Here is a 12,498-nt window from a genome sequence, read left to right on the forward strand (position 1 = left end):
ATGGAAATTAACACACATAATGCGGATATCCTCTTAAGCGCTGCGAACAAGAGTCATTATCCTCAAGATGAGATTCCAGAAGTTGCACTTGCCGGTCGATCAAATGTCGGCAAGTCTTCTTTTATTAATACTCTCTTAAATCGAAAGAACCTAGCCAGAACATCTGGTAAACCAGGAAAAACCCAATTGCTAAATTTCTTCAATATCGATGATAAACTCCGTTTGGTAGATGTACCTGGTTATGGCTATGCACGTGTCTCTAAAAAAGAGCGCGAGAAGTGGGGACGGATGATTGAAGAATACCTCACCAGTCGTGAGAACTTAAAAGCAGTGGTTAGCCTAGTCGATTTTCGTCATGAACCTTCTGCAGATGATGTTCAGATGTATGAATTCTTAAAATATTATGAGATCCCTGTGATCTTAGTAGCGACCAAGGCAGATAAGATTCCACGTGGAAAATGGAACAAACATGAATCCATCATTAAGAAAAAACTAGATTTTGATCCGGCAGACACTTTCATTGTCTTTTCTTCGGTAACCAAGGAAGGACTAGAGAAGTCATGGGATGCTATTTTGGAAAATGCATTTTACGAAATAAATTGAAATGACATGAAAATGTCATTTTTGTTTTGGATTTATCTCGCAATTGTAATAGAAGTGTAATATAAGTGGCTTTGTTTTCTTCTATTTATATGGTATAATCTCTATAAAGATAAAAGATGATAAAAAATTAATTGGAGATAAATTGTATTATGAAAAAGAAAATACGGAATAAAACGAAAATTTTTGGTTTGTTCGTTTCTGTATTAGCAGTGGGGACATTTGCTGCTGCTATGAGCGAGCACGTAACATCAGTTGGTGCTAATGATGGAACTTACCAAGCATACTCAGACCCAACTGAAGCTTTCATCTCACAAATTGGTGAGTCAGCTCGTCAGCTTGGTCAAGAGAATGATCTTTATGCTTCCGTTATGATTGCACAAGCGATCCTGGAAAGTGGATCAGGACAGTCTGGTTTGGCTTCTTATCCACATTACAACCTTTTTGGAATTAAAGGAAGTTATGCTGGGCAATCTGCAGTGATGCAAACTTGGGAAGATGATGGTGCTGGAAACGCGTATACGATTAATGATGCTTTTCGTTCATACCCATCTTACTATGAATCATTGCAAGACTATGTAGCAGTTTTGAAACAAGGACATTTTGCAGGTGCTTGGAAGAGTAACACATCAAGTTATCAAGACGCAACAGCAGCATTGACAGGTGTTTATGCGACAGATACTAGCTACTACGCAAAGCTCAATAATATCATTGAAACCTATAATTTGACTCAATATGATTCACCAAATGTTCAGGGTGGTATCACTGGTTCGGTATACAATCCATATCGTCAACAGTTCACTTCACAAGAAATCTTGAATTTGGATATCGCTTGGGCGAACCGTTTAAACTATTAAAAAAGAAAAGCAGGCGAATGCCTGTTTTTTTATTATTTCTTAGTATATGATTTAAAACGTATATATTGTGGATTTAAGAATTCTTCCTGAAAACCTTTTCAAACTTTTTTGTCTATGATATAATGAGTTTATTCACAAACATTATATAAGGAGAATAGTATGTCTGAATCTAATTTTATTCAAAAAGTGGGAGCGGCGTGTAATAAGAAAGAAGATCTTTATCAGAAATCTAAAACTCGCTATGCAGTTCGCTCTATTTTTGCTGGAGGATTTCTTACTTTAAGTACGGCGGTCGGAGCAGTTGCAGCTGACTTATTAAATACCTTTGTACCTGGAACGGGTCGTTTCCTATTTCCTTTCATCTTTGCCTGGGGGTTGGTTTACCTCTTATTCTTAAATGCGGAATTAACCACCTCAAATATGATGTATTTGACGGCGGGAACCTATCTAAAGAAAATTCACTGGAAGAAAGCTTTGGAGATTCTACTTTATTGTACCTTCTTTAATTTAATTGGTGCTTTAATTGTAGCTTTTCTGTTCAATCAAACAACTGCCTTTGCTCATATCGATCCAAAAGGATTCCTAGCCACGGTGGCAGAAAATAAACTCCAACGGAGCAATCAAGTGGTTTTCTTTGAAGGTGTCATTGCCAATATCTTTGTAAATATTGCTATTCTCTCTTATCTATATTTCAAAGATGAAACAGCGAAGGTGCTCTTAGCCCTATCTGCTATTTATATGTTTGTCTTTATGACCAATGAACACTTGGCGGCTAATTTTGCTTCTTTCTCATTATTAAGCTTTAATTCAGTATCTAGCCAATTGCCACATTTTGAATTTTTAAATATTTTACGTCACTATGGTGTTACCTTCTTTGCCAACTGGGTAGGAGGAGGAGTCCTAATGGGACTAGCCTATGCTTGGTTGAATAATATCAAGAGTCTTTACAACGACTAAAAAATATAAAAAAAGTTTGCAAAAGTACTTGCATTCTTTTTTTATATGTGATAAACTAATCTACGGTTTGAAAAAACTGCCTAAGACAGTAGGGGAGCTCGACTCATAAAAATCCTACCGAGGACAAAACGTATCAATTAAAAGAAGCGTATTGTACTTTCGTGTCTAGGTTTGGGCGCGTTTTTCTTTTGGAAAAATTCCCCAAGCAAAATAATTACGGAGGTGAACACACTAATGAGTGAAGCAATTATTGCTAAAAAAGCGGAACTAGTTGACGTAGTAGCTGAAAAAATGAAAGCTGCCGCATCAATCGTCGTGGTAGATTCTCGCGGTTTGACAGTTGAGCAAGATACAGTTCTTCGTCGCAACCTTCGCGGAAGCGAAGTTGAGTTTAAAGTTATCAAAAACTCAATCTTGCGTCGTGCAGCTGAAAAAGCTGGTCTTGAAGATCTTGCATCTGTATTCGTTGGACCTTCTGCAGTAGCATTTTCTAACGAAGATGTTATCGCACCTGCGAAAATCTTGAACGATTTTGCAAAAGACGCTGAAGCACTTGAAATCAAAGGTGGTGCAATCGAAGGCGCTGTCGCATCTAAAGAAGAGATTCTTGCACTTGCAACTCTTCCAAACCGCGAAGGACTTCTTTCTATGCTCCTTTCTGTACTTCAAGCGCCAGTGCGCAACGTTGCTCTTGCAGTCAAAGCGGTTGCAGACAACAAAGAAGACGCAGCTTAATCTTAAGCTACGCAGCGTAGCCTAGCTACAAAAAAATAAAACATAAAATTAAAACTTATTTGGAGGAAATAACAATGGCATTGAACATTGAAAACATTATTGCTGAAATTAAAGAAGCTTCAATCCTTGAATTGAACGACCTTGTAAAAGCTATCGAAGAAGAATTTGGTGTAACTGCAGCTGCTCCTGTAGCTGTTGCTGCAGCTGGTGCTGCTGACGCAGGTGCTGCTAAAGATTCATTCGATATCGAATTGACATCTGCAGGCGACAAGAAAGTCGGCGTTATCAAAGTTGTACGTGAAATCACTGGTCTTGGTCTTAAAGAAGCTAAAGAACTTGTTGATGGTGCACCTGGCGTTATCAAAGAAGGTGTTGCTGCAGCTGAAGCTGAAGAAATCAAAGGTAAATTGGAAGAAGCTGGAGCTTCAGTTACTCTTAAATAATAGAGTAACGCAAATTGAATGCGAAAGCCTAGTATATTAAGGTTAAGAATTGCTTAAGGTGATTTAAATCTTAATAGGGGACTTATTCCCCACCAAATCCCCGCCAAGATCTAACTTGGCGGGGATTTTTTTCTACAACAAAATAGGCTCCATAATTCCTATGTTAGTTTTAGTCTAAATAGAAATTATGGAGCCTATTTTCTAAATCCAATCATCGCCTTCAACTGGTGCATAAGCCCACCACACCCAGGCTAAACCAAGATCAGTAGCTTGAATATTATTATTTTGAATAGTAATTAAATTATGCTGAAGTGCAAAATCAATGTATTCATCTAATTGATTTCTTTTATCAGCATAACCTTCTTCAATTAATTTTGAGATTGATTCAGGTAAACTCACGTAATCTAAAAAACTAGTATGGTAGACTTATGAACGCCAAGTTTACTTGCAATTTGGCAAGATTTTAAACCTAAATCCAAGTAAGTTTCTATCTTTATTCGGTCGGTTATGGTAAGATGGGAGTAGCTCATAGTTTTTCCTCGGGTTCTGTTTGTGTGGTTACTTACAGTTTACACCAATGAAACGCTATGAGTTTTTTTGTTGCACTATATTTTACAATTTATCGTATAAATTAAACAATTGTGTTATAATGAAACTATATAGAATTTTAAGTTTTCTCAAAAACCTTCTATAACTAAGAACACATAAGGAGGTAAAATGGTGAAGCGTTCTAAAATAACAAAAGTTTTTCAGCTTTCACTCGTTATCATATTTATTTTAGTCTTGTTAGGGCTCTTTGTTCCCCAGCAGTTTCAAAATATTAGTTCTTATTTAAAAAATCTCTTAACAACTAGTGTTGGCTGGTTTTACTTGTTATTGGTTACGGGGATTTTAGTTTTTTGTGTCTTTTTAATTGTAAGTCCGATAGGGCAGATTCGTTTGGGTAATCCCACGAGTCGGCCAGAGCATTCGACGACGTCATGGATTGCCATGATGTTTTCTGCTGGAATGGGGATTGGTCTGGTCTTCTATGGGGCAGCAGAGCCTTTGAGTCACTTTGCTATCTCGACGCCCAATGCAGAAATAGGCAGTGCGGATGCTCTTGCAGATGCTTTTCGTTTTACTTTTTTTCACTGGGGATTTCATGCTTGGGCGGTCTATGCCCTGGTGGGATTGTCTTTGGCTTATTTTGGCTTTCGTAAACGGGAGAAATATCAGCTCTCAGTCGTCTTTAAGCCTCTTTTTGGAAAATATGCGGACGGACCAATAGCAACCATTATCGATACCATCACCATTATTGCGACAGTGATTGGAGTAGCGACAACGCTCGGCTTTGGTGCCTCACAAATCAATGGTGGTCTCTCCTATGTCTTTGGTATTCCTAATAATAGTCTTGTGCAAGTCATCATTATCATCATTGCGACAATTCTTTTTCTTATTTCTGCCTTATCAGGTTTAGGAAAGGGTGTTAAAATCCTATCTAATACAAACTTGATTTTAGCTGTTGTCTTGCTTGCTGGAGTCATAGTTTTGGGGCCAACGATTAAGATATTTGACACCATGACAGACTCTATCGGCCTTTATTTTCAAAACTTCTTCCGTATGAGTTTTCGAGCGGCGGCTTTTGATGAGACCAAGCGGGATTGGATTAACCAATGGACCATTTTTTACTGGGCATGGTGGATTTCCTGGTCACCTTTTGTGGGCGTCTTTATTGCCCGTATCTCAAAAGGTCGGACTATTCGCGAATTTTTGACAGTAGTGCTTTTGGCACCAACAGTCCTTAGTTTTATCTGGTTTTCTGCTTTTGGTACCTTATCTACTTCACTACAAGATTCGGGGGTTGATTTGATACGTTTTGCCACAGAAGAAATTCTTTTTGCCTCTTTTAATGAATATCCTCTGGGAAGTGTCCTTTCACTCCTGGCAATTACTTTAGTTTTAACCTTCTTTGTGACCTCGGCGGATTCTGCCACCTATGTTTTGGCCATGTTGTCTGAAGATGGCGATCTAAATCCAAGTAATCGTAAAAAGGTGGTTTGGGGTGTCATGCTGGCCTTGATTGCTATTGCACTCATGTTTTCTGGTGGATTGACAGCTTTACAAAACACGCTCATTATTGTCGCTTTTCCATTTTCCATAGTACTAGTGTTGATGACGTGGTCGCTTATGAAAGAGTTATATCACGAAAAAGAGCAAATGGGACTTGCCATTACACCAGACCGATATCCTGAGAAGAATCAACCGTTTAAATCTTATGAGGAAAATTAGGAGGATGGCATGGAGTTAAGAGTGCTTCGTTATTTTATTACTATTGCTGAAGAGGGGAGTATCTCCAAGGCATCTGAGAAGCTGGAGCTTCAGTTACTCTTAAATAATAGAGTTTCCAATCAAGATGAAAACCGAGGTTTAGGCCTCGGTTTTTTTTGAAAAGAATGATTGTAGAATGAGGCTTGAATTCTTCTATAAATCCACCATATTTGTACGTTGATTAATTCGCTCTCAACTGTATTAGATAGTGCTGTTTTAATGATGTTACAATCCTTTTACATTTGCTATATGGCCTTGAGATGTTGCTGATTTGTTGCTATAATGACTATAAAACATACCATAAAGGAGAAGATCATGAAAAATTTTAAACGTCTTTTGTTTGCTTTTGTAGCTGTCTTTGCAGCAGTCTTTTTGGTAGCCTGTGGCGCTAAAAGCGATAATGGGACTTACGTGTTTGAGCCTACTAAAGATGAAATCAAAGAAATTATGCCAAGTGAATTTCAATCTTTGATAGGTGATAATTACTCATTTACTATTTCTATTACAATTAAGGATAAGAAAGGTGAGATGAAAGTAGACACGAATGCAGGTGGTCAAAATGTTAATCAAGTGATTGAGTTGGAAGTAGACCAAAAAGCTAAAACTCTTGTCTCAGAAAATGAGTATGGGAAAGCGGAAATTACTTATCAAGTTTCAGGAAATGTGTTAACGATTAAGGATGTGAAGAATTCTTTAATGGGTGACACAGACATGTTTAATAACTACATGAAAATTGCTAAGTTCAAAAAAGTTAAATAATCCATCAGGGCGGGATTTACATCCTGCCTTTTTATTTTTCTTTGTTTATGAAAGAAATATTACAAGAATATGACATTTATAAACTTTCATTGCAGTGCATTGAAATTGTTGATATAATAGGCTTATTCTAACTAAGAAGGAGAAGTTATGAAAAACTTTAAACGCATTCTTTTAGCTTTTGTTGCCGTTTTTGCAGTAGTTCTTTTGGTGGGATGTGGTGCCAAAAGTGATAATGGGACTTATGTCTACAAACCTACAAAATCTGAAGTGAAGGACATCCTTGAAGAACAAGGTGCTCCAAGTTCAAGCGTAGATGCATTGATCGACAATGTTAAATTGGAAGTTTCAGTGACCATTAAAGATAAAAAAGGTAGCCTTAAAATTAAAGGTGAAATGATGGGTCAAAAAACAGACCAATCATTTGATATGAAAGTTGACCAACAAAAGAAAACTCTTCAATCTAAAACAGGTGAAGGTGAAAAGGTTAAATACAAAGTATCAGGCGATGTATTCACATTTGATTTATCTGGAGAGAAAAGTTCAGATCACGCAGCAGCTTTGGAAATGTTCAAAAACGCTAAATTCAAACGCACAAAATAATACAAAAGAGAAGGGCAGAGGGGATCTGCTCTTTTTCTTCTTTATAATATCTTGAATCAGAATTAGAATAATGGTAAAATCTGATTATAAAATACATTAGGAGATTGATTATGAAAAATATGAAACGTATTCTTTTAGCTTTCGTTGCAGTTTTTGCAGCAGTCCTCTTGGTGGCATGTGGTGCCAAAAGTGATAATGGGACTTATGTTTACAAACCAACAAAAACTGAACTCAAGAAAATTCTTGAAGATCAAGGCTTATCAGGTAGTCAATTAGAGTCTATTGGAGACGTTATTAATTTTGAAGTTTCTATTAAGATCAAAGATTCAAAAGGAACCCTCAAAATTGCGGGTGAAGTGGCTGGTCAAAAGAATGAGCGATCTTATGAAGTCAAAATCGATCAAAAAGAGAAAACAATCGCGTCAAAAAATGGTAGTGGAGAAAAGATTACATACAAGGTCGATGGTGACTATTTGACATTTGATCTTTCTAAGTTAAGTTCTAGCAACCAAGGGGATCTTATGATTCTTAAAAATGCTAAATTCAAACGCACGAAATAAGGCGAGTGAAGAGCAGGAAAACCTGCTCTTTTGCTTTACTTTTATAGCTGGTTTGGTATAATGAATGAGACTACAGATGGGACTGGGGCAGGAATGATTTTCTTTGAAAATGATTTCGTCTCGCTCCCTCTTTTCTGTGTGATCAAGGAAATTATTTATGGAAAAGGAGAATCATCTATGCAATATATTTGGTCTTACTTGAGAAAGTATCCCAAGTGGCTAGCCCTGAATCTATTTTCGGCCGTCCTTTTTGTCATTGTCAATTTAGGTTTGCCAACGATTCTGGCTCGCATGATTGATGAGGGGATTAACCCACGTGATGTGGATCGGCTTTATTTCTGGGGCTGGGTCATGTTTGCGATTATTTTGCTTGGGATTGTGGGTCGGATTATCTTATCTTACGCGGTTGGCCAGCTAACAACGACCATGGTGCGCGATATGCGCAATGACCTCTATGCCAAGTTACAGGAGTACTCGCATCGCGAGTATGAGCAAATTGGGGTATCGTCATTGGTCACTCGCTTGACTTCAGATGCCTTTGTTTTGATGCAGTTTGCGGATTCTATGCTGAAGATGGGTGTTATCACTCCCTTGATGATGGTTTCCAGTGTTCTCTTGATTCTGACAACCAGTCCTTCTCTAGCATGGATTGTAGCAGTATCTGTACCCTTTCTTGCTGTCGTTGTCTGGTATGTAGCAGTCAAGACACGTCCACTTTCTGAGAAGCAACAAAAGACCCTTGACCATCTCAATCAGTTTGCGCGTGAAAATTTGACAGGTCTCCGAGTGATTCGTGCCTTTGCCCGCGAAGAATTCCAAGAGGATAAATTTGCAGCTGAAAATGAAGTCTATGCAGAAAACTCGAATAAATTGTTCAAATTAACCGGTTTGACTGAACCCCTGTTTGTGCAGATCATCATTGCTATGATTGTAGCGATTGTCTGGTTTGCCTTGGATCCTCTTCATGACGGAAGTCTCAAAATTGGGGATTTGGTTGCCTTTATTGAGTATAGCTTCCACGCGCTCTTATCTTTCCTCTTTTTAGCCAATCTCTTTACTATGTATCCTCGGACTGCGGTTTCTAGCCGGCGTCTCAAGGAAATCATGGACATGCCAATTTCGATTGATCCGAATGAGAATGGTGTCACAGAGACAGCATCTCGAGGCTATTTGGAATTTGATAATGTCACCTTTGCTTATCCAGGTGAGACGGAGAGTCCAGTTCTTCACAACATTTCCTTTCAGGCTAAACCTGGTGAAACAATTGCCTTTATCGGCTCGACGGGTTCTGGGAAATCGTCGCTGGTGCAGTTAATTCCTCGATTCTATGATGTCACCCTAGGGAAAATTTTGGTCGATGGTGTGGATGTTCGAGACTACAATCTGAAAGCCCTTCGCCAAAAGATTGGTTTTATTCCGCAAAAGGCCTTACTCTTTACAGGAACCATTGCTGAAAACCTTCGTTATGGGAAAGAAGACGCGTCTGTAGAAGAGCTAGAACAAGCAGCAGATATTTCCCAAGCCAAGGATTTTATTGACAGTCGTGAGGAACGTTTTGACACGCATTTGGCAGAAGGCGGAAGTAACCTTTCAGGTGGTCAAAAACAACGTTTGTCCATTGCTCGTGCTGTTGTCAAAGATCCAGATGTCTTTATTTTTGATGATTCCTTCTCTGCCTTGGACTACAAGACGGATGCTACTTTGCGGAAGCGCCTGAAAGAAGTTACAGGAGATGCGACTGTCTTGATCGTAGCACAACGTGTGGGAACCATTATGGATGCGGATCAAATTATTGTCTTGGATCAAGGGGAGATCGTCGGTCGCGGAACCCACGATGAATTGATGGAAAGTAATGAAATCTATCGTGAGATCGCTAATTCGCAGCTCGATAGTCCATCATTAACAGAGGAATAGAAAGGAGAAGCAGATGAAACAAGAACAAAATAGTTTTAGTAGACTATGGACTTACTTGAGAGCCTATCGCTTGGAAGTTTGCTTGTCCATTTTCTTAAAAATCCTAAGTGTCATCATGAGTGTTGTCGAACCCTTTGTTTTGGGACTTGCCATTACGGAGTTGACAAAGAACCTCATGGATATGGCAAAAGGCCTTGCAGGAGCTAGTCTGAATACTTCCTACATCGCCATCATTATGACGCTCTATCTATTTCGTGGGGTCCTCTATGAGTTGGGATCTTATTATTCCAACTATTTCATGACCAATGCTGTTCAAAAAACCGTTCAGGATATGCGAAATGATTTGTCTCATAAAATCAATCACATTCCGGTTTCTTATTTTGACCGGCATCAATTCGGAGACTTATTAGGACGTTTTACTAGCGATGTCGAAACTGTCTCTAATGCCTTGCAACAGTCCTTTTTACAGATCGTCAATGCTATCTTTACCTTGCTCTTTGTCATCAGCATGGTCTTGTATTTAAATATCCAATTGGGGATGGTGGTGATCTTGTCCATTCCGATCACTTATTTCAGTGCTCGATTTATCATGAAAAAATCTCAGCCTTACTTTAAAGAGCAGGCAGAAGTTTTGGGGGCAATGAACGGTTTCGTTCAAGAAAATTTAACAGGTTTTAATGTCCTTAAGCTCTATGTCCGAGAAAAATCTTCCCAGGAAGAGTTTCATGATATTACCCATCACCTACAAAAGGTAGGATTTAAGGCCAACTTCATTTCCGGCTTAATGATGCCGATTTTAAATGGGATTTCAGATTTGACCTATCTGATGATCGCTTTGATGGGGGGCTTGCAAGTGTTAGCGGGTCGTTTGACAGTCGGGAATATGCAAGCCTTCGTTCAGTATGTCTGGCAGATCAATCAACCCATTCAAAACTTGACCCAATTAGCCGGCCAACTCCAAAGTGCCAAATCATCACTAGATCGGATTTTCCAAGTCATGGATGAACCAGATGAAGTGGCAGATGTGACAGAAACACTCTCTGGAGATTTGACAGGGCAAGTTAGCTTTAAACATGTTGATTTCCAATATGTAGCGGATAAACCCTTGATTCGTGATTTTAACCTAGAAGTGAAACCAGGTGAAATGGTGGCTATTGTCGGACCTACCGGAGCAGGGAAAACAACTCTGATTAATCTGCTCATGCGCTTTTACGATGTGACTGCGGGATCGATTACGGTGGATGGTCATGATATTCGCCATCTGTCTCGCCAAGATTACCGTAAGCAATTTGGGATGGTACTTCAGGATGCTTGGTTGTACGAGGGAACCATCAAAGAAAATCTTCGCTTTGGTAACCTAGAAGCAACGGATGAAGAAATTGTTGAGGCTGCAAAGGCAGCCAATGTCGATCACTTTATCAGGACACTTCCTGGTGGTTACAATATGGAAATGAACCAGGAGTCTAGCAATATTTCTCTAGGCCAAAAGCAACTCCTAACTATTGCGCGTGCGCTCCTTGCTGATCCTAAGATTTTGATTTTGGATGAAGCGACGTCTTCTGTCGATACGCGTTTAGAGCTCTTGATTCAAAAAGCTATGAAGAATTTGATGAAAGGGCGGACTAGCTTTGTCATTGCTCACCGCTTGTCTACCATTCAAGAAGCAGATAAAATTCTTGTCCTCAAAGATGGACAAATCATTGAGCAAGGAAACCACCAATCCTTATTGGCAGACAAGGGCTTCTATTATGAGCTCTACAATAGCCAGTTTTCAAGTAAACAAGCTAATTAATCTAAAAAGCTTGAGACAGATTTCTCAACTTTTCTCTATTTAATTTCTTTTGCTAAAAAGTGAAACAATAAGTTCATTACAATCCTTCATTGACAGTAAGAAGCCTTATCGGTATACTAGGTGTAATTTATTTAGGAGGGCACCATGATTATTCGACCCGTTCAGATTAGTGATGCAGCGACTATCCGAGCGATTTACCAACCTTATGTGACAGAGACAGCCATTACCTTTGAGGTTGATGTGCCGACTGTCCAGGAATTTGAAAGACGAATCACAAAAACGCTGACCAAATTTCCTTATTTGGTCGCAGAGGTGGATGGGAAAGTTGTGGGGTATGCCTATGCCTCGACCTATTATGCACGCGCTGCCTATGATTGGACCACTGAATTATCTATTTATGTAGCAAAAGAGTCACGTGGACAAGGGATTGGGTCGGCCCTCTATATTGCCTTAGAAGAAGAGTTAGAAGTACGAGGTTACTTACGCTTTCTGGCTTGCATTGCAGTTCCTAACGAAGCCAGCATCTCCATGCATAAAAAGCGGGGGTATGTTCAAGTGGCTCATTTCCCAAAGATTGGTTATAAGTTTAATAAATGGCATGATATCGTCTGGATGCAAAAGACGATCGAAGGGCCGGTGTCAACCTTGAAAGAGCAATGAAAAGTTTTTGTATGTCCTGTAAGAAAACAAGCTCCCGTTTCTTGACAGATGAAGAACTCCATGATAAACTAGTTTCATGCGATGAGTCGATTGGCTCTTAGGAGCCTTTTGCGCTGAGGAGGTCTACATTCAATTGTAACGCAGGAGCGGACCTTGAGTAGTTGTGTGAACCGGCTGCTCTCACTGAAAGGTGCCTCGAATCCTGATCTTCGGATCAGGATTTTTTTGTTTCTTCAAAGAATTGAAAACTATTATAATACAATTGCTACAAAGTTACGTTGGTGTTATAATATAGTAAAGTGCTTAATGTC

14 protein-coding genes, 1 pseudogene and 1 other annotated feature are annotated in these 12,498 nt (G+C 39.1%); of the genes and pseudogenes, 13 read left to right on the plus strand and 2 right to left on the minus strand.

All coding sequences use genetic code 11. From position 1 onward, the window contains the following. The 5 genes from yihA to rplL all read left to right on the plus strand — a co-directional run bounded on the left by yihA (position 1) and on the right by rplL (position 3,592). Positions 1-603, plus strand: a complete 603-nt coding sequence (gene yihA / locus ACVC7Q_RS01950; RefSeq protein ID WP_070662235.1) for a ribosome biogenesis GTP-binding protein YihA/YsxC — start codon at positions 1-3, stop codon at positions 601-603. Between the two features lie 149 nt (positions 604-752). Continuing rightward, entirely contained in the window at positions 753-1,457 is a 705-nt protein-coding gene (locus ACVC7Q_RS01955) for a glucosaminidase domain-containing protein (RefSeq protein ID WP_447264630.1), read from the plus strand. 159 nt (positions 1,458-1,616) lie between these two features. Then, on the plus strand, positions 1,617-2,414 hold the full coding sequence (locus tag ACVC7Q_RS01960) for a formate/nitrite transporter family protein (RefSeq protein ID WP_031573115.1): 798 nt from the start codon (positions 1,617-1,619) through the stop codon (positions 2,412-2,414). Positions 2,415-2,475: 61 nt separating this feature from the next. Next, positions 2,476-2,610 (plus strand) — a sequence feature (ribosomal protein L10 leader region). A 38-nt stretch (positions 2,611-2,648) separates the two neighbouring features. Next, positions 2,649-3,149: a 50S ribosomal protein L10 gene (rplJ, locus tag ACVC7Q_RS01965; protein WP_003001722.1), complete on the plus strand. Its 501-nt coding sequence runs from the start codon at positions 2,649-2,651 to the stop codon at positions 3,147-3,149. Between the two features lie 74 nt (positions 3,150-3,223). After that, entirely contained in the window at positions 3,224-3,592 is a 369-nt protein-coding gene (gene rplL, locus ACVC7Q_RS01970) for a 50S ribosomal protein L7/L12 (protein WP_003001622.1), read from the plus strand. A 201-nt stretch (positions 3,593-3,793) separates the two neighbouring features. Here rplL and ACVC7Q_RS01975 read toward each other — a convergent pair whose 3' ends face one another. Both ACVC7Q_RS01975 and ACVC7Q_RS01980 read right to left on the minus strand, forming a co-directional pair. After that, the gene (locus tag ACVC7Q_RS01975; protein ID WP_447264631.1) at positions 3,794-3,991 is read right to left on the minus strand and encodes a hypothetical protein; all 198 of its coding nucleotides are present in this window, start codon (positions 3,989-3,991) and stop codon (positions 3,794-3,796) included. 17 nt (positions 3,992-4,008) lie between these two features. Next, a pseudogene (locus ACVC7Q_RS01980) lies at positions 4,009-4,122 on the minus strand (helix-turn-helix domain-containing protein); the annotation flags it as partial. 187 nt (positions 4,123-4,309) lie between these two features. Here ACVC7Q_RS01980 and ACVC7Q_RS01985 point away from each other — a divergent pair. The 8 genes from ACVC7Q_RS01985 (at position 4,310) to ACVC7Q_RS02020 (ending at position 12,187) form a co-directional block, all read left to right on the plus strand. Beyond that, positions 4,310-5,863 carry a BCCT family transporter gene (locus ACVC7Q_RS01985; RefSeq protein WP_447264632.1) on the plus strand — a complete coding sequence of 518 codons (1,554 nt, stop codon included), beginning with the start codon at positions 4,310-4,312 and terminating at the stop codon, positions 5,861-5,863. A 9-nt stretch (positions 5,864-5,872) separates the two neighbouring features. Further along, on the plus strand, positions 5,873-6,022 hold the full coding sequence (locus ACVC7Q_RS01990; RefSeq protein WP_447264633.1) for a hypothetical protein: 150 nt from the start codon (positions 5,873-5,875) through the stop codon (positions 6,020-6,022). 195 nt (positions 6,023-6,217) lie between these two features. Next, positions 6,218-6,661, plus strand: a complete 444-nt coding sequence (locus ACVC7Q_RS01995; protein WP_447264634.1) for a hypothetical protein — start codon at positions 6,218-6,220, stop codon at positions 6,659-6,661. A 147-nt stretch (positions 6,662-6,808) separates the two neighbouring features. Continuing rightward, positions 6,809-7,261, plus strand: coding sequence for a hypothetical protein (locus ACVC7Q_RS02000; RefSeq protein WP_447264635.1), 453 nt, complete (start codon positions 6,809-6,811; stop codon positions 7,259-7,261). A 110-nt stretch (positions 7,262-7,371) separates the two neighbouring features. Further along, entirely contained in the window at positions 7,372-7,821 is a 450-nt protein-coding gene (locus ACVC7Q_RS02005) for an LptM family lipoprotein (protein ID WP_447264636.1), read from the plus strand. A 177-nt stretch (positions 7,822-7,998) separates the two neighbouring features. Continuing rightward, positions 7,999-9,735 carry an ABC transporter ATP-binding protein gene (locus ACVC7Q_RS02010; RefSeq protein WP_447264637.1) on the plus strand — a complete coding sequence of 579 codons (1,737 nt, stop codon included), beginning with the start codon at positions 7,999-8,001 and terminating at the stop codon, positions 9,733-9,735. A 13-nt stretch (positions 9,736-9,748) separates the two neighbouring features. Further along, positions 9,749-11,527: an ABC transporter ATP-binding protein gene (locus tag ACVC7Q_RS02015; RefSeq protein ID WP_447264638.1), complete on the plus strand. Its 1,779-nt coding sequence runs from the start codon at positions 9,749-9,751 to the stop codon at positions 11,525-11,527. Between the two features lie 144 nt (positions 11,528-11,671). Then, positions 11,672-12,187, plus strand: coding sequence for an N-acetyltransferase family protein (locus tag ACVC7Q_RS02020; RefSeq protein WP_447264639.1), 516 nt, complete (start codon positions 11,672-11,674; stop codon positions 12,185-12,187). The last annotated feature ends 311 nt before the right edge of the window (positions 12,188-12,498 follow it).

The sequence above is a fragment of the Streptococcus sp. W151 genome (genome assembly GCF_053010205.1).

Excerpts from the sequence above, each read along its gene's own strand:
- yihA (WP_070662235.1), top strand. The coding sequence starts at position 1 with ATGGAAATTAACACACATAATGCGGATATCCTCTTAAGCGCTGCGAAC.
- ACVC7Q_RS01955 (WP_447264630.1), top strand. The coding sequence starts at position 753 with ATGAAAAAGAAAATACGGAATAAAACGAAAATTTTTGGTTTGTTCGTT.
- ACVC7Q_RS01960 (WP_031573115.1), top strand. The coding sequence starts at position 1,617 with ATGTCTGAATCTAATTTTATTCAAAAAGTGGGAGCGGCGTGTAATAAG.
- rplJ (WP_003001722.1), top strand. The coding sequence starts at position 2,649 with ATGAGTGAAGCAATTATTGCTAAAAAAGCGGAACTAGTTGACGTAGTA.
- rplL (WP_003001622.1), top strand. The coding sequence starts at position 3,224 with ATGGCATTGAACATTGAAAACATTATTGCTGAAATTAAAGAAGCTTCA.
- ACVC7Q_RS01985 (WP_447264632.1), top strand. The coding sequence starts at position 4,310 with ATGGTGAAGCGTTCTAAAATAACAAAAGTTTTTCAGCTTTCACTCGTT.
- ACVC7Q_RS01990 (WP_447264633.1), top strand. The coding sequence starts at position 5,873 with ATGGAGTTAAGAGTGCTTCGTTATTTTATTACTATTGCTGAAGAGGGG.
- ACVC7Q_RS01995 (WP_447264634.1), top strand. The coding sequence starts at position 6,218 with ATGAAAAATTTTAAACGTCTTTTGTTTGCTTTTGTAGCTGTCTTTGCA.
- ACVC7Q_RS02000 (WP_447264635.1), top strand. The coding sequence starts at position 6,809 with ATGAAAAACTTTAAACGCATTCTTTTAGCTTTTGTTGCCGTTTTTGCA.
- ACVC7Q_RS02005 (WP_447264636.1), top strand. The coding sequence starts at position 7,372 with ATGAAAAATATGAAACGTATTCTTTTAGCTTTCGTTGCAGTTTTTGCA.
- ACVC7Q_RS02010 (WP_447264637.1), top strand. The coding sequence starts at position 7,999 with ATGCAATATATTTGGTCTTACTTGAGAAAGTATCCCAAGTGGCTAGCC.
- ACVC7Q_RS02015 (WP_447264638.1), top strand. The coding sequence starts at position 9,749 with ATGAAACAAGAACAAAATAGTTTTAGTAGACTATGGACTTACTTGAGA.
- ACVC7Q_RS02020 (WP_447264639.1), top strand. The coding sequence starts at position 11,672 with ATGATTATTCGACCCGTTCAGATTAGTGATGCAGCGACTATCCGAGCG.